Below are 16,335 nucleotides of genomic sequence, written 5' to 3' on the forward strand. Positions count from 1 at the left end.
TGAATCGCCCCTAGTTTCGTAGACACCTCCAAGCCTCATAATGAGGCCCGTTAGGAGGTGCCATGAGCAACCAGCGTTACCCCGAAGAATTCAAAATCGAAGCGGTCAAGCAAGTGACCGAGCGCGGCCTCCCCGTAGCCGAGGTGGCAGCGCGGTTAGGCATGTCGGTGCACAGCCTGTATGCCTGGATCAAGCGCTACGGCAAGCCCCAGGCGCAGCGGCAGCAAGAAGATGATCAGCAGGCCGAACTGCGTCGTCTACGCGCCGAACTCAAGCGAGTGACCGAAGAGCGAGACATCCTAAAAAAGGCCGCCGCGTACTTTGCCAAGGAGTCCGGCTGAAGTACGCCTTCATCAGCAAGCTGTCGGTGGAGTACCCGGTACGGCGTCTCTGCCAGACCCTGAAAGTGCATCCCAGCGGTTACTACGCCTGGCTGGCCGAGCCGAAATCCGTACGCGCCAAGGAAGATCAGCGCCTGCTCGGGTTGATCAAACATGCCTGGCTGGAAAGCGGTGGGGTCTACGGCTATCGCAAGATTCACGACGACCTGCGTGAGCTGGGAGAGTCCTGTGGCCGGCACCGCGTGGCTCGCCTGATGCGGGGAGAAGGGCTGCGCTCGCAGACCGGCTATCGTCGGCGCCCCGGCTATTACGGCGGCCGGCCAACGGTAGCTTCGCCCAATCGCCTGGAGCGGCAGTTCAACGTCAGTGAACCGAACAAGGTCTGGGTCACCGACATCACCTACATCCGCACCTATGAGGGTTGGTTGTATTTGGCGGTGGTGCTGGATCTGTTTTCACGCCAGGTGATCGGCTGGTCGATGAAGCCACGGATGTGCAGCGACCTGGCCATCGATGCCCTGTTGATGGCGGTCTGGCGGCGCAAGCCCAAGCAGGAAGTGATGATCCACTCCGACCAGGGCAGCCAGTTCAGCAGCTCGGATTGGCAGAGTTTCCTCAAGGCCAACAACCTGATCAGCAGCATGAGCCGACGCGGCAACTGCCACGACAACGCGGTAGCGGAAAGCTTTTTTCAGTTGCTGAAACGGGAACGCATCCGACGGAAGACCTACGGCACCCGCGAAGAAGCTCGGAGTGATGTGTTCGATTACATCGAGATGTTTTATAACCCCAAACGCCGGCACAGCAGCGCTATGCAGCTATCGCCAGTGGAGTTTGAAAAGCGCTATTTCCAGAGCTTGGAGAGTGTCTAGGAAAGCCGGGGCGATTCACCTGACGGTGATTGACGACTTCACTAAGCAATCGGTGGGCAAACGGTCCGCTAAAGCCAATAGCTGCCTGCTGGAACCGGCTGAAATCGACCCATAGCTGCAGGTGGGAGCTGGCAGCAACTGGCCAGAAGCAGAAGTTTAGAGTAGGAGAAATATGCTCCGCTGAGTTCCAGCACCGGTAGATCAAGGATCAGGAAGGCCAGCCCAAGAGCCGCGTAATCACTCCCCTTACTGGGCGGTGACTCTTCTACCATTCTCATTGTCGAAGCCTGGGAACGCTCACGCTGTAAGGAGCAGTTATGGGCAATGCACTCAAGATCCGAGCTACAGTGATCTGCCGTCGAGACAACGAGGTATTGCTCGTCCGCAAGACTCAGAAGAAATGGAACCTTCCGGGTGGGCGGGTTGAGCCTGACGAGGCTCCACCGCAAGCGGCTCATCGGGAACTCATGGAGGAAATCGGGCTGGAAGCGGAACAGCTCGATTTTGTTACCCAGCTTGAGCTGTTCGAAACCCTCCACCATGTCTTCCATGCCCAGCTTCCCACGACGCAGGCTCCGCGGCCGCTCAATGAAATTGCAGAGTGCCGTTGGTTCCGGCTGGACTCTCTTGACGACCGCAAATGCCACAAGGCTGTAAGTCGCTTGTTCAAGGCTGTGCAGGTGCCTTAGCAACTGGCGGGAGCGCGAGCGACTGCCTATGCTGTTGAACGTTGGGAAGTAAATGGCTTATATCGACACTCTCGCTTGAGCCGGGGCAATGCCCCGGCTTTTTGTTGCCTGCAATTTCCATCGTCGCCGCTCAGTCCCACCCGCTCGGACAGCCCTTGCAGCCTTCCATGTTGGTAGCCTGAAAGGTGGCGTAATGCTTGCGGGCGCCGGTCAGGTCGGCGTTCTCCAGGTTGGCTTCGCTGATCTTGGCTTCCTGCAGGTTGGCGTCGCGCAGGTCGGCGTCCTTGAGGTCGGCTTTGCTCATCCAGGCCATTTCCAGGTCGGCGGCCTGGAGATTGACCTTATGCATCTTCGCTCCCGACAGGCGCGAAAACTCCAGGTAGGCCGCAGTGAGGTCCGCTCCTTCGAACTGCGCAGCCTGGGCGAACATCCCCCAGCCCTGTACGGCCACCATGCGGCTGTCGCGCAGGTCCGCCAGGCGCAGGTTCGCCTGCTGTAGGCTAGCGCGGGTCAGGTTGGCGCCTGCCAGGCGTGCCTTTTCCAGATTGGCCAGGTCGAGCCTGGCGTGGCGCAGATCGGCGCCTTCGAGGTTAGCGCCGGAAAGGTTCATCTTGCCCATGTCCTGGTTGGCCAGGTTAGCGCCGCGAAGGTCTGCGCCGGGGCAGTGGCTTTCCGGAGCGATGCGGCAGCCGTTGATCACCAGGTCACCGTCGTCGGCGATCGCGAGGCTGGTGGCAGCCAGCAAGACGAATGGAAGGAACAGGGTCAGGTTCTTCATGGCAGGTTTCCAGGTGAACAGGGAAAGGAAAACCGGGGCACTGGGCCCCGGTCCGTCACTCAGCGTTGCGCCGTCTTGTCCCAGCTCGGCAGCTTGAACACCCAGAAGGAACCGCCCTGGGCCACGGGCTTGGTCAGCTCGGCCATGTCGCCGCCCCAGAGGGGAACTGCGCCGCCGTAACCCACGGTCACGCCGATGTACTGCTCGCCGTCCTGCTCCCAGGTGATGGGCGGGGAGACGATGCCGCTGCCTGTCTGGAACTGCCACAGCTCCTTGCCGTTCTTGGCATCGAAGGCCTTGAGGAAACCGTCGCCGGTACCGGTGAACACCAGGTTGCCCTTGGTGGCCAGCACGCCGGCCCAGAGTGGCAGGCGTTCCTTGTGCTCCCAGACCACTTTGCCGGTGGTGGGGTTCATGGCTCGCAGAATGCCGACGTGGTCGTCATACATGCGCTTGATGCGGAAGCCCTGGCCGAGGTATGCCGAGCCCTTCTTGTAGGACAGTTCCTCGGTCCAGTAGTCCTCCTTCCAGTGGTTGGCCGGCACGTAGAACAGACCCGTGTCTTGGCTGTAGGCCATGGGGTTCCAGTTCTTGCCTCCGAGGAAGGGCGGCGAGACTTCCACCGGCTTGCCGTGCTTCTGGCCCGGCTCGGGCAGCTGCGGACGCTGGTTGGGGTTCTCAACCGGGCGGCCGGTCTTCATGTCGATATGGCTGGCCCAGGAGATGTTGTCGACAAAGGGGAAGGCGTTCTGCAGCTTGCCGTTGCTGCGGTCCACGACATAGAAGAAGCCGTTGCGGTCGGCGTGGGCGGTGGCCTTGATGGTCTTGCCGTCCTTGCCCTTGTAGTCGAACAGCACCAGTTCGTTGTTGCCGGAGAAGTCCCAGGCGTCATTGGGGGTGTGCTGGTAGAACCACTTCACCTCGCCGGTGCTCGGGTCTACACCTACCTGCCCGGAGGTGTAAAGGCTGTTGAAGTCCTTCGGATCTCCACCGTCCGCGGTGCGCGCCCAGCCGTTCCAGGGAGCCGGGTTGCCGGCGCCCACGATGATGGTGTTGGTCTCCGGGTCGAAGCTCGCGCTCTGCCAGGGGGCGCCGCCGCCGTGGCTCCAGGCTTCCTTCTTGCCGGTGGGGGAGTTTCGGTCGTCCGGCCAGGATGGTGCCTTGACGTCGCCGGTGGGGGTGCTGTCTTTACCGTTCAGGCGGCCCATGTGGCCTTCGACGAAGGGGCGCATCCACACCTCTTCGCCGGTATCCGGATCGCGGGCATAGAGCTGGCCGACCACGCCGAACTCGTCGCCGGAGCTACCGTGGATCAGCAGGACCTTGCCGGTCTTCTGGTCCTTCACGATGGTCGGTGCGCCAGTCATGGTGTAGCCGGCACCGTGATCGCCGAACTTCTTGTTCCAGACTACCTTGCCGGTCTTCTTGTCCAAGGCGACCACGCGGGCATCCAGTGTGCCGAAGAAAATCTTGTCGCCGTAGATGGCCGCGCCGCGGTTGATCACGTCGCAACAGGGCCGGATGTCATCGGGCAGGCGGTGGTTGTAGGTCCACAGGCGGTGGCCGGTCTTTGCGTCGAGGGCGAAGACGCGGGAATAGGAAGCGGTGACGTAGATCACCCCGTCGCTGACGATGGCCTGGGATTCCTGGCCGCGCTGCTTCTCGTCGCCGAAGGAAAAGGACCAGGCCGGGGCCAGCTTGAACACGTTGTCGGCGTTGACCTGGGCCAGCGGGCTCCAGCGTTGGGCATTGGTGCCGAGGCCGTACTGCAGCACGTCGCCGGTGGTGTTGTGGTCGTTGGCGATGTCGTCCCAGGTGACGCTCTTCGCGAAGGCGCCGCCGGCCGCGGCCAGGCCCCCGATGAGCAGCAGACAGCGGATGGTCGTGGCGAGCGGGTTGGCAGGAGAGGGTAGCGATCTTGTTGTCATGGTTGCGATTCCCATAGTCGATGGATACGGGGCAATGTGCTGGCCCAGCGTCTCGAATAGTGGGATTCGCGCCTTTTCCTTGATACGGAAATGCTCCCGCGCATGCCGGGAAAACTTCCCAGTGCGCCCATGAATTGGGCTTGCCACCAAATCCTCTGTCGCCACCTCCCGAGGAGCCAATACCAAGGGCGGCTAATGCGACTGCTACCAAGGTGCCGGTCGGGCATTACCAAGGTAGTAGAAGCTGGTCGTCAATTCGGCCCTAGCATGGTTGCACATGAACCAGAAGGAGGCCGTCCATGCGCATCCTCAGGCACCTGCTATTACCCTTGCTGCCGATCCTCAGCCCGCTCGGTTTAGACCGCCCCGGTGCTGCCGGTCATCTGGCTTGAGTGGTGAGGCCCGCCATGTCCGCGCTATGGCGAATCAACCTGCTGGTGACCCTGTTCTTCGCTCTGGTGGGTGCTGCCTGCCTGGCCCTGCTGCTGCGCCAGGCGGGGCAGGACGTGCACCGGGAGCTGATGGCCGCCGAAGCAGTGACGGAGTACCTGCGGGAAGCGGCGCGGCGTGATCCAGCGGCCTTGCAGCCGCACCTCACCGATAGTCTGCGGCATGTGCGCGTCCACCGTCTGGACCAGCCCGCCGCCGAACCGGCGCCCGGTCCGTTGCAACGCTGGCTGGCCCACTGGCTCTATCCCGCCGGCAATGCAGACACCGAAACGTTGCTGCTGGCCGATGGCAGTAAGGTACGTATTAGCGTCGACCCGCGCGACGAAGTGGACGAGATACGCGATTCCCTGCAGCAACTACTATTGCTTTTCGGCCTGGCCCTGGGTCTCAGCCTGATGGCTATCCGCTGGGCAGTGCGCCGGGGCTTGCGAGTGCTGGATGAACTGCTGCGAGCCTTGCAGCAGGTGTCCCGTGGCGACTTGCAGGCCCGCCTTCCGCCTCATTCATCCGCCGAATCCCGGCGGCTGGCCGGACACTTCAACCTGATGGCCACCTCCCTGGAGAGGGTAAAGACCGAGAATGCCGAACTCACCCACGCGCTGTTGGCCTTGCAGGAGCGTGAGCGTCGGCAACTGGCCCAGGCCCTGCACGACGACCTCGGTCAGTACCTGGCGGGCATCCGCGCCCAGCTCTTCCTATTGCGCAATGTCAGCGGGCAACTGCCGGTGGTGCATCGTACCGCCGAGGCCCTGGAGAACAATTGCCAGCACCTTCAGGATGGTTTTCGCGCATTGGTCCGCGATCTCTATCCGGTAATGCTGGAGCGCCTGGAGTTGGCCGAGGCATTTCACCTGCTCGGCCAGCAGTGGCAGCAGGCCCATGGCATCACCTGCCACATGCAGCTGGCCGACGAATTGCCGCCACTTTCTTGCGAAGCCAAGGCCCATCTCTACCGCCTGTTGCAGGAAGCCCTGACCAATGTGGTGCGCCATGCAGGCGCGAGCGAGGTGCGGGTGCGCCTTCGCGCCGGACGGCGACGGCTGCGCCTGCTGGTGCGTGACGACGGCCGAGGCGCCGGAAGCCTCGCCGGCGGAGGAATTGGCCTGCGCTCCATGCGCGAGCGCGCCCGCTGCCTGGGTGGCGAACTAAAACTGCTGACGCGCCCCGGCGCCGGACTGGCGCTGTGCCTCAGCGTGCCCGTGGAGGAGCTTGGACCATGAAAATCCTGTTGGTAGACGATCATGCCGTGGTGCGCCAGGGCTACGCTGCGCTTCTCGGCGCCCTGCTACCGGAGGTACGGGTGAGCGAGGCAGGAAGCGGCGAGGAAGCGCTGCAGAAGGTGCAGGAAGATATCCCCAATCTAGTTATCGTGGACGTCGGGTTGCCCGGCATCAGTGGCCTGGAAGTCACCCGCCGGCTGCGCCGGCGCTTGCCGCAACTGCGTGTGTTGTTCTTCAGCATGCACGACGAGCTTCCCCTCGTACGCCAGGCCCTGGACGCAGGTGCTACCGGCTACATCACCAAGAGTTCTCCTCCGGAAGTGCTACTGGAAGCGGTGCGGCGCATCCTCGCCGGCTACCTCTACATCGAGCAGCCGCTTGCCACCCAGCTAGCCTGCCAGCAGACCGATGATCCGCGCCTACGTGGTATCAGCCAGCGGGAATTCGAGATCTTCGTGATGCTCACCCGTGGCATGCCAGCCAGGGAGATCTCAGAGCGTCTGTGCATCAGCGGCAAGACGGTTTCCAACTACGTGACCCAGCTGAAAAGCAAATTGCAGGTGGAGTCCCAGGCGGAGATGGTGCACCTGGCGATTGATACCGGCGTATTGCGGATGGCAGCGCGTTAAGTGGGAGCGGCAGCGCTGCCCTTGGCACTTGCTAGGTCTTCGGGCCGATTAAGCTCCCTCACAAGGGGAGAATTTTTTGTAGTGGTTTTATGAAGCGTCTGCTTCTGGCCCAGGCCGTGTAAAAACGCAGCGGGTGATGAATAGCTGGACGTTGGATTGTTTTAGCTGCACCCAACGGCGCAGCTTTAGCCCTTTCTCGACGCTTGAGTAGCGCCAGATCAGACTTTGCCCAGCAGGGCATACCGCTGGATGCCCTCTATCGCATCTGTCGCGCGCCGAGGAGGCTGGTGAGCTGGATAACTTCATCCACCTGCGTTGATCAGCAAGTTCGAATCTCAGCCACTTCCTGGAGCCTGAGCAGTCGCCAACAAATACCCACAAAGGGATGGCGTCACCCTGGTCCCGCTACCCCAAAAATGGGAGTCGACACCGAAATTGGATTGACTGCCGTATCTATTTTCCCCCTGTCTAGAAGGGACACATCAGGGCTGCCGCGGCATTGACCCGTTCCCCAAGGGCTCGCAGGCGTGCCGGCATCATTTCCCCTGGGTGTATCGACTCCAGCGTGCTCCTCCCTGGACAGAGAACCATTGACGGCCACAGCTCTTCCCCATCGCTGTGGTGGCCCTCTTTCTCGGCCATGTGCATCAACTAGATTTATAGATAGCCCCACCGTCGGACCTGGGGCTTTCGACTGGCGCGGCATTTCCTCCCCCAATGCGATTGCTCGCAGGCCGCGCCGGCCGCTTTTTACCCCACCTATGAGCATCAACCATCAAGGACTTCAGTCTTCAACAACTCGAAGGCTTTCTGCTCGTTGCACATGTTCTCCAACAGATACACGCCCACACGCACGCCCCGAATAATGCTGGTGCTTGGCGCGGGTGGCTAGGTCGCCGCGCAGTTCAATCAAGGTAAGCGTCCGGCGATCCCACCTTGCTAACAAATTCTTCGTGTCGCCTGCCGGCCTTCGGGCGACCCGCCGCCTGTTTACGATTGCCGCCCCATGCACGGCAAAGCAGCGCCGCACATGGACAACCGCTTGCCTGGTCTATACCGTTGCCTGCCTGAAAAATCAGCCCTAGTGCTTCTACAGCGACCAACGTAGACGAATCCTAACTAGCCAAGGCGCGGCTTGATCGTCGCCCGGGCGCGATCCTCTAAAAGACGACTGATGGCCACCAGCAGAGCAAATAACAAGCTAACCGTATTTGGTAGCGGCACCGTCATCGGTGCTATGGGGGGATTGATAGGATTGGGTGGTGCGGAGTTCAGGCTGCCGCTGCTAATTGGTCTCTTCGGCTTCGGTGCGCTGGAGGCGGTCATCCTCAACAAGGCCATGAGCTTGGTCGTGGTCGCGACTGCACTGCCGTTCCGAGCCTTCAGCGTTCCCTACGCGGCTGTCGTCGAACGGTGGGACATCATCGTCACGTTGCTTGCCGGAAGCCTGGCAGGCGCCTGGTTCGGAGCTGGGTGGGCTACCAAGCTCAGAAGCCAGACGCTGTATCGGGTTCTGGCCGTGCTGTTGGTAGGCATCGCCGCCGCTCTTCTATTCGGCCATGAAGCCAGCGCGACCGGCACTCCGCTATTTCAGGGGGTGACCTTAGCCAGCGTGGGCATCATCGTCGGCTTTGGCATAGGCGTGGTTGCTGCCCTCATGGGCGTCGCAGGCGGAGAACTGTTGATCCCCACAATCGTCCTGCTTTTTGGTGCAGACCTTAAGCTAGCTGGCAGCCTTTCACTGGCGGTGAGCTTGCCGACCATGATCGTGGGCTTCACCCGCTACAGCCGCGACCAAAGCTTCTCGATCATTCGGGCTCAGTTGCCGTTCATCCTGATCATGGCAGTGGGCTCGATTGTCGGTACCTTCATCGGCGGTCAACTGCTTGGCTTGATTTCAACGAGCTACCTGCTCCCTTTGCTGGCCGCGATTCTGCTGATCTCGTCGGTAAAAGTCTGGCGCCATGGCTGATCTCGATGCTGCCCGGCAAAATTGCTCGACTGCGACCGAGCGAGCGACCGTATCTAGGGTCACTCTCGGCCAGGGTTTGGGCACCATCGATGCGGTAGCAGATCTGCAATTTCACTTGCCCGCTGTGTCGGCAGGCGCATGAGGACGTCCTTCAGGTAGGCATACGGATCGTGCCCGTTGAGCCGTGCTGACTGGATCAGACTCATGATCGCCGCCGCCCGTTTGCCGCTGCGCAGCGACCCGGCAAACAGCCAGTTCGAGCGACCGAGCGCCCACGGTCGGATCTGGTTCTCGACCCAATTGTTGTCGATGGGCACGACACCGTCCTCGAGGTAGCGAGTCAGGGCTACCCAACGCTTCAAGCTGTAGTCAAGTGCCTTGGCAGTCGCTGACCCGTCAGGCACCAAGTCGCGCTGGGCCAGCATCCAGGTATGCAGCGTTTCGAGTAGCCATTTACGGACGACGTTGGCGTTGATGCCGTGGTTCAAGGCGACACTGGCCACCGAGGCTCCTGGCTGGAGACACTCCTGGACGACCTGGGCCTTGAAGGGCTTGGGGTAAGAGTTTCGCTGGCGCATGAGGATCCGCTGGCAAGGGCTAAAAATGGTGTCCACTTAAATAGGTGGACACCATCGCCCTTAGCGTTGGAGCGGAAAAGGTGTGTTGGCTGGACGCTTACCAATCAAGGTCTGCACACGCCTGACCATCTGCTGCGACGGTCGAGAGTAGGTCGTCGCTAGGCCTGTCACTGAGCCCGACTAGATCGAAACCAGTGCGGCGGATCATCCGACTGGATTCTGGCCGCAGCGTTGTACTAACGGCGACGCCGCGGCCAACTCAGCAGTTAATCATCGGGGGCGATAACCTGGCGCAGCCGATCACACTGGGGTTAAGCGTTGCGGGCCGGCCACGCCGAGGATCAAGGCCGTGAGAGAGGAATTTGCAGTGGCCAGCTCGACACCCCCGCGAAGTAGCTCCCCACTGACGGCGCTGACTGCACCCAGAAGGGCAATACATCGTAGATGCAGCTGATCCGGATGTAGCTGCGAATAGGGCGCCAAAGCATGCTCCCATATCGCTACATGGTTTGCAGCCAGTCGTCGCTGAACTGTGGTCATTGCTTCATTGCCATTCAAGGCCGCTTGTAATGCATGCAACTCCTTGCCAGCGCCAAGAGCGTGGTTTATGTAGGCTTCACTGATCGCCCTTGCGATTCCGGGCAAATCACGCTTCGCCCGCTCAAGCGAGAATTGCAAAACTTCAACTTGATGCGCATCTGCCTGCTCACACAGCGCAATTAACAGCCCGGCTCGCGAATCGAAATGTCTGTAGACGACCGTGTGGGTTATGCCAACTTGATGCGCCAGCGAGCAAAGGGTCAAACCCTCTGTGCCTTGGTTACGTACCACTAGCAAGGCCGCATCCAGCAACTGATTGCGGCGTTCGCATTTCGGCAGGCGTAATGCATGACTCGCACTCATTTTCACACCTCCCCTTGATGATGCACGGGTTGTAGTTGGCGGGACGGGCACCGTACCGAGCCATACGAACAAAACACACAGCAGTCACCGGGCTTGGGTCGCAGCAAGGCATGGCAGCGACTGCACTCATGGAAGTACTCACAGGCGTCGGTTCGCATGCGTACCCGTGCAATAAATCCACAGTAAGGACAGCGCAAGTCGCAATCGAGTGTAAGAGCGTCCATCCTGACCTCGGCGAATACACCAAGCGGGTGAGCGACTGCGTTTAGCGTAGCAATAGCGCCAGCCAAGGTGCCGCAAGCAGCCCCATCACCACTGTCGAAATCCACCAGAACCAGCGCCGGTTTCGAGTCAGCGCGCACTTTGCGTCTGGCGACCAGTTAATCGCATACGGCGGCACCAGGTAGACGCGGCTGAAGGCAAACCCCAGACAAAGTACGGCCACCCCGACGAACAAGGGGCGATAAGGAACAACGAACTCCACGCGCACGGTCCAAGCTGCACCACCTAGCCCAAGAGCCAAGAGAGCAGCCGGGCCAATGCAGCACATCGAAGCCACTACCCCAGCTACTAGACTGGCATAGAGCGCGCGCGTCACGGTGAGAAAGGCCATGTCGGCCACCCGAAGCAAACCTGCCGTTCAGCTAGTCTAGTTTCTGTATCTAGGTACGGTTTCAAGAGGTTCGTATGGCCGAAGTTTTCAGCATCGGCAAGCTTGCAGAGCGGGCCGGCGTAGGGGTTGAGACAGTGCGCTATTACCAGCGTCGAGGGCTCTTGGAGGAACCTCGAAAAGGAATGGGCGGGCAGAGGCGCTATGCGCCAGATCAGCTCAAACGCTTGTGCTTCATCAAACGTGCGCAGGCCCTGGGCTTCACTTTGGCAGAGGTTAGTAGCCTCCTGGCGATAGCAGACGGGCAGCATTGTATGGATGCGCGAATGCTGGCAGTCGAAAAATTGCACGTGATCGAGATGAAACTGGCCGCACTCACGGCAATGCACCAGGCTTTATGCGCACTCGTTCAGCGATGCGAGGTGAATCCCTCCGAGCAAGCTTGCCCGCTCATAGAGACCTTGATCGAGGATTGATTTACTTGGACCTCATCGGTCAGAGCTTTCGAACAGCTCCGCGAACCGATCCAGACAGACAGCGTCCGTATGCCCAGCTGCCATACCCATGTGCGAGGAAACTGCGGTATTCATTGAGCGCCGCCATCTCGGCAGCGGAAATGCGTTGGAACTCCAGTACCTGATCATCGGACCAATGCACCATCGCCTGTTCCAGAAAAACCACCATTGCGATGTGTGTCGCCGAGACGTTCAACGACAGGCGATGTAGCTCGGCCCAGGTGAAAGGATTGTCCATTAAACGCTCCTGGCACGTTCGCTTGAAAAGCTGACGTGGTTCGGTGATCACCTCGTCTTCCGACTAGCCAACACCAGAGTGATAGTTCCGTCGGCGCTTGATGAAACGTAAGGATCAAGAGTCGGGAACCCGTCCGCCGCCCGTTCCACCAGCAACTCCCCCGCAAGGCGAATCCGCTCACGGGTAGGGTTCGGGAGCCTGATGCTCTCTTGCGCATAACCGTTGGCTGCCACTTCTGCGGCAGCTCGTTCGAACAGGTCATCCAGCAGGACCAGGGTTGCTCTATCCACAGTTTTTCCCGTTAACGCGAATGTTCTACGTCGATGTCGGGTTATCCACACCGATTTCCCACACCCGGAGTGGCTGGGACTCCAAAGACGCTGCTGCAACCCCAAGCAAGGGCGCGCCTGAACTGATGGGTGAGTGGGAGGACTCCGGAAAGTGCGAATGACTGGGACCGCGACGGCTGGCCAGTTGGGGGCACGGGGACAAGCATGCCGAGCGTTTTTCCAACGTCAGCAAAAGCAACTGAGCTCGATTCAAAACAAGTCGAGGCCAAGCTTCATACAGCTGGACGAGTGAGGACTGAAACTCAATCTTGGGTGAAGAAAACCCATCTTCGGGGCCAATGAGGACAGTGGCTCGGCGTGCGGCTGGCGTTAGAGGGTTTATCGAGAGGTGGCCTTTAGGGGCGTGGAAGGTCTGCGTCACGCAGACCAAAGGACCGCCATAGCTAGGCACGACATGGGGAAATGGCGAAGCTCCTGGCAGGGTAAACCCAACACTACTAGGACGAGCGTTTGTTAGGGCGTGCTCCCTTGAGCGCCCCAAGGGAAATACGCCATAAAGGCACTGAGCTTGTGGAAAACCTCACGCCGCTGATACACCGGCTGAGTCGCTTCCGGTGCCCTGACCCATTTGCGGATCGTGTTGCGCGACAACCCGTGCGCTTGGAAATCTCATGCAGCGACAGCTTGTCGCGAAAGTACATCCGCCGAATTTTTCCCATCATTTCCATGCTGATCACCCCTGTGTTTTCCTGCTCAAAAATTGAGCAGGTACAGTGAAACACCAGGGTCAGTTTTCGGTCAGCGGCAACAAACTGCTATTGCAAGCATGGTCAGGCCAGGGTGGTTGGGAACAATCTTGAAGCGCGTGACCGTAGGGTTACTTGCACCCAATTTGCGCCGAGCATCTGGCATTTTCTAAGGCTGGTCCAAGGAACCGAAGATGTGAGATAAAACGCGAAAATCCAGTAGGGACGGATCAATTTTGCGCGCTACAGAAGTTTTCAAACCACAAGGCACACCTATCCACACTCTCGTGCGTGAGCCGGTGGCTGTTGAGTCTGTTCAGGACTTTGACGATGCGATTGAAGAGACTGGCAAGCTGGTCAGGGTTGTAGGTCCGTCCAAATCCGGAAAAACGGTCTTCGTGGCTACGAAGGCGCAAGACCGTGACCTCATTCGCGTATCTGCTTCTGGTATCAACAGTGGGGCCGATCTCTGGAACAGGGTATTGGCGAGCGCAGGTGCGGAGGCTCAGCGGACTACATCTGTTGAGCTTGGAGGAACCGTTGGCGGAGAGGCCGGGGGTAAGGGCTCTGCAGGTGTGATATTCGCCAAAGTGGAAACTGAGGGTAAGGTAAAGGCTGACGTTTCCGCCAAGCGTACTACAGCAAGTACTCAGGCCTCAGACCCACTCCAAGCCGTTGTTCAACTCCTCGCACGGCAAGAGGTTTGGGTCTTCATTGATGATTTTCATTACGCGACTCCTGATGTACAAACTCAGCTGGCTGAACAGATAAAGTTTGCCGCCGAGGAGGGGGTTCAGCTCATCATTGCGTTAATCCCTGGCCGCTCGGAAGACATCCTCAGAAGGAATACAGATCTTCAAGGACGCATCGTCGACATTCCTTTCACATATTGGAATATCGACGATTTGTCTGAGATTGCTGAGCATGGATTTCCATTTTTGGGAGTACGGCTGGAGCCGGGCAGTGCGCAGCTTTTAGCTAAGGAGGCAGCAGGAACTCCGCAGCTGATGCAAGCCCTCTGCCTAGAGCTTGCACGGGAGCTGGGGGCCCGTGAAACTCTGGACCCACCGCAACATTTTGAGATGGGAGCAGATAAAGTAGCCACTATTTGTACGAAGTTGGCTAGCAATCGGGCTGATTTCAGTTCCACCATAGACCAAATGCGAAAGGGGCCACCAACGCGTGGAACTTCGCGCAAAAGCTATCCTGATACCAACGGGAAAGTTCGCGATGTCTACGAACTGCTCATTGCAGCCTTCGGAATGGACCCTCCGCAGCTCACTTTCACTTACGATGAATTGCAGAAACGTGTAGACCAATTAGCCGGGGCCGATGTCGCTAGCGTATGGGAATCCGTTCGGCACATGTCGGACATTGCCAACAACATGAGCGCCGAGAAGAAGCTCGATTTTGCAGGCGACCTGCGCTGGGTTTCAATCCTCGACCCATATCTGTTTTTCGCGTTGCGCTGGGGATAGCTTTCCGCTCAGCAAGGCTGAACATAGGGATCGGCTTAAGACACGCAGCTCAATGTGGAGATCAAAGACCGCATGTGAGCTGCGCGGCTTGATCGTCCAAAGCGCGAGCGACTTGCGCCACCCTAGCAATGCATGTGTGCAGCAGGATGGCGGTTTACTGGCCTCTGGCACCCTCTCATTGGTTTAACCTGCAAAAGACGTGTTTCGTCCAGAAGCACGCCTTCCCAGAGCTTTATCCCTCTGAACCGAGTTCTAGCCGAGCCATTCTTGGATGAGGCCGGCAGTCTGCCGAATGGACACCAGCGCTCAGGCACCGATGCTATATTAAACAGGCTGCCCATAAGCTTCCTCTCCCGGCGAATTTACCGGCGATGAAACCTGGTACACGGCCCCTATGGGGCCGCTAGAACCTGGCTGTATGGCGGTTTAGCCCACAGGCACTGAAGATATCCACAGCCTCAGCGACACTTCGAATCGGTCGATTGGGTGATCTCACGTAGCTGGGGGGACTTCCAGGCTGATGAACGTTATCCACAGCTGAGAACGTGATGCCTACCACTGCCCAATCAAACCAACTCCTTCCGACCGCGGACCCTATTGAGCTCCTGATCGGCCGAGAAAGAATTGGAAATCCACTCCAAATCTTTGAACTTATCGAGACCGGAATTCCGATCACAAATGCCGCGCGGGCTCTATCTGAGCTCGACTTGATGGGAAATCAGCAGGTTCTGGCCAAGATCATTGGCATGTCACCAAGAGCACTTTTGAGAAGGTCTCGGGTTGCCGACAAAGCATTGAGTCCCACGCTGAGCAGCCGCCTACTCACCTTCGTTCAAATTTTGATGCAGGCAGAAGTGGTGTTTGGCTCAAGGCAACTGGCCGCAAAGTGGATCACAAAACCTGCACTTGGACTCGAAAGTTATCCACCGATTGACCTGCTTACCAACCCGCAAGGGGCGGAGATTGTTGCTGACTTCTTGGCTCGAATTGAGTACGGCGTTTATCATTGAGCATTGACTTAAAACACTTATTGACTTGAAATCTTGAATCAATGTCTTACGCGAATGAAGAATGGTGTGTGTCAATAAGACAAGATCGAACAACACCCAAGTTGCTAAGGCCATCGTGCTCAAGGCTATGTAGAAATTCACCATAACTAGAAAATAACACAACCATAAATCCGATATGATGCGAAATCGGTAAGTTAAAGCAACCCGCCCCGATACTCTGATTGAGAATTTGCTGTATACATCGCTCGATATACGGATAGCGCGATACTTCTTGCCCCATCGCTCGTGAAATAAACTCCACAGCCCTTCCTATATCATCCTCCGTCTTTAGCTCGATTCCGACCTCGCTAAGTCTGAGCCAGTACCGTTCTAGGATACTGCTCCACTCAAACTGGAAATTACTTGAGTAAACGTCAAATACAATTTTTGCGTATTTTTGCAAAAACTCATCCGAGTTCGGCTCAGATTCGTACTGGTTCGCGCTAGTTCCACATTTGCAACGATCCCAAGGAATTCCAATATAAAGGTGCTCATTGCTGAATGGTGACTCGCAGAAAGGACAAGAAGATACCAATTTTGTGTTGTGGACAGGGCACACATAAACATCAAAAAACTGGTGACTTCTCCTCCAGTATGCAAACCCCAATTTACTTAAATCCTCCCTGACACAGTCCGGGCACAAATTATTATTTGGCCCACGAAGGTACTCATTAAGTTTTGAATAATTTCGGATTCCATAGAGCCATTCAGGGGACTTATTAAATCCATCATATGCTATCCACATGGATGGAACATAACCTGTATGGCCAATAAGCAGTCGACGGAATCCCGGCATTCCGTCCCATCCTAAAAACTCCGAAAGCCTTCTGAGCTTATGTAAAGTCCAGTCGCCATTGGAGACGGCAAAGCCCATTTTTTTGTAAAGACTATTGGTATTCCCACTACCCGAGAAAATTAGGTTCCTGGAGAAATAGGAATCCAAAGTCTCATCCGGTTCAGGTTGGATGAGCATTGGAGAGATTCGGAGTACGGGGGAAGGCAGACGTGGACGGTGCTGGGATGCACCGTCCACGAGACTCACTGCTTAG

General features: G+C 58.2%; 15 protein-coding genes and 1 pseudogene. 8 read left to right on the forward strand and 8 right to left on the reverse strand.

Annotation, left to right across the window (positions count from 1 at the left end):
• Nucleotides 1-62 precede the first annotated feature (62 nt).
• Together E8F06_RS00845 and E8F06_RS00850 are read left to right on the forward strand one after the other, a co-directional pair.
• Nucleotides 63-1,213 (forward strand): IS3 family transposase gene (locus E8F06_RS00845; protein ID WP_280363247.1). Its coding sequence is split into 2 segments (ribosomal slippage): nt 63-306 and nt 306-1,213, totalling 1,152 coding nucleotides; the frame shifts between segments, so codons are not numbered across the junction.
• Nucleotides 1,214-1,530: 317 nt separating this feature from the next.
• Complete coding sequence (locus E8F06_RS00850; RefSeq protein WP_280363249.1) at nt 1,531-1,902, forward strand: NUDIX domain-containing protein; 372 nt, start codon at nt 1,531-1,533, stop codon at nt 1,900-1,902.
• A gap of 130 nt (nt 1,903-2,032) precedes the next feature.
• On the opposite strand, the gene E8F06_RS00855 is transcribed toward E8F06_RS00850, so the two are convergent.
• Both E8F06_RS00855 and exaA read right to left on the reverse strand, forming a co-directional pair.
• A complete protein-coding gene (locus tag E8F06_RS00855) occupies nt 2,033-2,680 on the reverse strand; it encodes a pentapeptide repeat-containing protein (protein ID WP_280363252.1) in 648 nt (215 codons plus the stop codon).
• 59 nt (nt 2,681-2,739) lie between these two features.
• On the reverse strand, nt 2,740-4,608 hold the full coding sequence (gene exaA, locus E8F06_RS00860) for a quinoprotein ethanol dehydrogenase (protein WP_280363255.1): 1,869 nt from the start codon (nt 4,606-4,608) through the stop codon (nt 2,740-2,742).
• 407 nt (nt 4,609-5,015) lie between these two features.
• On the opposite strand from exaA, the gene E8F06_RS00865 reads away from it, so the two are divergent.
• The 3 genes from E8F06_RS00865 to E8F06_RS00875 all read left to right on the forward strand — a co-directional run bounded on the left by E8F06_RS00865 (nt 5,016) and on the right by E8F06_RS00875 (nt 8,879).
• Entirely contained in the window at nt 5,016-6,278 is a 1,263-nt protein-coding gene (locus tag E8F06_RS00865; protein WP_280363258.1) for a histidine kinase, read from the forward strand.
• Nucleotides 6,275-6,907, forward strand: coding sequence for a response regulator transcription factor (locus tag E8F06_RS00870; RefSeq protein ID WP_280363261.1), 633 nt, complete (start codon nt 6,275-6,277; stop codon nt 6,905-6,907). The genes E8F06_RS00865 and E8F06_RS00870 overlap by 4 nt, the downstream gene beginning before the upstream one ends.
• Nucleotides 6,908-8,081: 1,174 nt before the next feature.
• On the forward strand, nt 8,082-8,879 hold the full coding sequence (locus E8F06_RS00875; protein ID WP_280363264.1) for a sulfite exporter TauE/SafE family protein: 798 nt from the start codon (nt 8,082-8,084) through the stop codon (nt 8,877-8,879).
• A 59-nt stretch (nt 8,880-8,938) separates the two neighbouring features.
• Here E8F06_RS00875 and E8F06_RS00880 read toward each other — a convergent pair whose 3' ends face one another.
• The 4 genes from E8F06_RS00880 to E8F06_RS00895 form a co-directional block, all read right to left on the reverse strand.
• A complete protein-coding gene (locus tag E8F06_RS00880) occupies nt 8,939-9,493 on the reverse strand; it encodes a transposase (RefSeq protein WP_280363266.1) in 555 nt (184 codons plus the stop codon).
• Between the two features lie 264 nt (nt 9,494-9,757).
• On the reverse strand, nt 9,758-10,360 hold the full coding sequence (locus tag E8F06_RS00885) for a TetR/AcrR family transcriptional regulator (RefSeq protein ID WP_280363268.1): 603 nt from the start codon (nt 10,358-10,360) through the stop codon (nt 9,758-9,760).
• Nucleotides 10,361-10,362: 2 nt separating this feature from the next.
• A complete protein-coding gene (locus tag E8F06_RS00890; RefSeq protein WP_280363271.1) occupies nt 10,363-10,584 on the reverse strand; it encodes a GDCCVxC domain-containing (seleno)protein in 222 nt (73 codons plus the stop codon).
• Nucleotides 10,585-10,625: 41 nt separating this feature from the next.
• Nucleotides 10,626-10,973: a mercuric transporter MerT family protein gene (locus E8F06_RS00895; RefSeq protein WP_280363273.1), complete on the reverse strand. Its 348-nt coding sequence runs from the start codon at nt 10,971-10,973 to the stop codon at nt 10,626-10,628.
• Nucleotides 10,974-11,047: 74 nt separating this feature from the next.
• Here E8F06_RS00895 and E8F06_RS00900 point away from each other — a divergent pair, with 74 nt between their 5' ends.
• A complete protein-coding gene (locus E8F06_RS00900; RefSeq protein WP_280363276.1) occupies nt 11,048-11,446 on the forward strand; it encodes a MerR family transcriptional regulator in 399 nt (132 codons plus the stop codon).
• A 19-nt stretch (nt 11,447-11,465) separates the two neighbouring features.
• Here the strand turns inward: E8F06_RS00900 and E8F06_RS00905 are convergent, their stop codons facing one another.
• Nucleotides 11,466-11,723, reverse strand: a complete 258-nt coding sequence (locus E8F06_RS00905; protein ID WP_280363278.1) for a hypothetical protein — start codon at nt 11,721-11,723, stop codon at nt 11,466-11,468.
• Nucleotides 11,724-12,574: 851 nt separating this feature from the next.
• A pseudogene (locus tag E8F06_RS00910) lies at nt 12,575-12,741 on the reverse strand (IS21 family transposase); the annotation flags it as partial.
• A gap of 254 nt (nt 12,742-12,995) precedes the next feature.
• Here E8F06_RS00910 and E8F06_RS00915 point away from each other — a divergent pair.
• A complete protein-coding gene (locus E8F06_RS00915; RefSeq protein ID WP_280363281.1) occupies nt 12,996-14,237 on the forward strand; it encodes a hypothetical protein in 1,242 nt (413 codons plus the stop codon).
• 548 nt (nt 14,238-14,785) lie between these two features.
• Complete coding sequence (locus tag E8F06_RS00920) at nt 14,786-15,247, forward strand: antitoxin Xre/MbcA/ParS toxin-binding domain-containing protein (RefSeq protein ID WP_280363284.1); 462 nt, start codon at nt 14,786-14,788, stop codon at nt 15,245-15,247.
• The last annotated feature ends 1,088 nt before the right edge of the window (nt 15,248-16,335 follow it).

This window comes from Pseudomonas sp. BN411, assembly GCF_029871235.1.
Taxonomy (GTDB): domain Bacteria; phylum Pseudomonadota; class Gammaproteobacteria; order Pseudomonadales; family Pseudomonadaceae; genus Metapseudomonas.

Excerpts from the sequence above, each read along its gene's own strand:
- E8F06_RS00885 (WP_280363268.1), bottom strand. The coding sequence starts at position 10,360 with ATGAGTGCGAGTCATGCATTACGCCTGCCGAAATGCGAACGCCGCAAT.
- E8F06_RS00900 (WP_280363276.1), top strand. The coding sequence starts at position 11,048 with ATGGCCGAAGTTTTCAGCATCGGCAAGCTTGCAGAGCGGGCCGGCGTA.
- E8F06_RS00875 (WP_280363264.1), top strand. The coding sequence starts at position 8,082 with ATGGCCACCAGCAGAGCAAATAACAAGCTAACCGTATTTGGTAGCGGC.
- exaA (WP_280363255.1), bottom strand. The coding sequence starts at position 4,608 with ATGACAACAAGATCGCTACCCTCTCCTGCCAACCCGCTCGCCACGACC.
- E8F06_RS00865 (WP_280363258.1), top strand. The coding sequence starts at position 5,016 with ATGTCCGCGCTATGGCGAATCAACCTGCTGGTGACCCTGTTCTTCGCT.
- E8F06_RS00870 (WP_280363261.1), top strand. The coding sequence starts at position 6,275 with ATGAAAATCCTGTTGGTAGACGATCATGCCGTGGTGCGCCAGGGCTAC.
- E8F06_RS00855 (WP_280363252.1), bottom strand. The coding sequence starts at position 2,680 with ATGAAGAACCTGACCCTGTTCCTTCCATTCGTCTTGCTGGCTGCCACC.
- E8F06_RS00890 (WP_280363271.1), bottom strand. The coding sequence starts at position 10,584 with ATGGACGCTCTTACACTCGATTGCGACTTGCGCTGTCCTTACTGTGGA.
- E8F06_RS00895 (WP_280363273.1), bottom strand. The coding sequence starts at position 10,973 with ATGGCCTTTCTCACCGTGACGCGCGCGCTCTATGCCAGTCTAGTAGCT.
- E8F06_RS00850 (WP_280363249.1), top strand. The coding sequence starts at position 1,531 with ATGGGCAATGCACTCAAGATCCGAGCTACAGTGATCTGCCGTCGAGAC.
- E8F06_RS00905 (WP_280363278.1), bottom strand. The coding sequence starts at position 11,723 with ATGGACAATCCTTTCACCTGGGCCGAGCTACATCGCCTGTCGTTGAAC.
- E8F06_RS00920 (WP_280363284.1), top strand. The coding sequence starts at position 14,786 with ATGCCTACCACTGCCCAATCAAACCAACTCCTTCCGACCGCGGACCCT.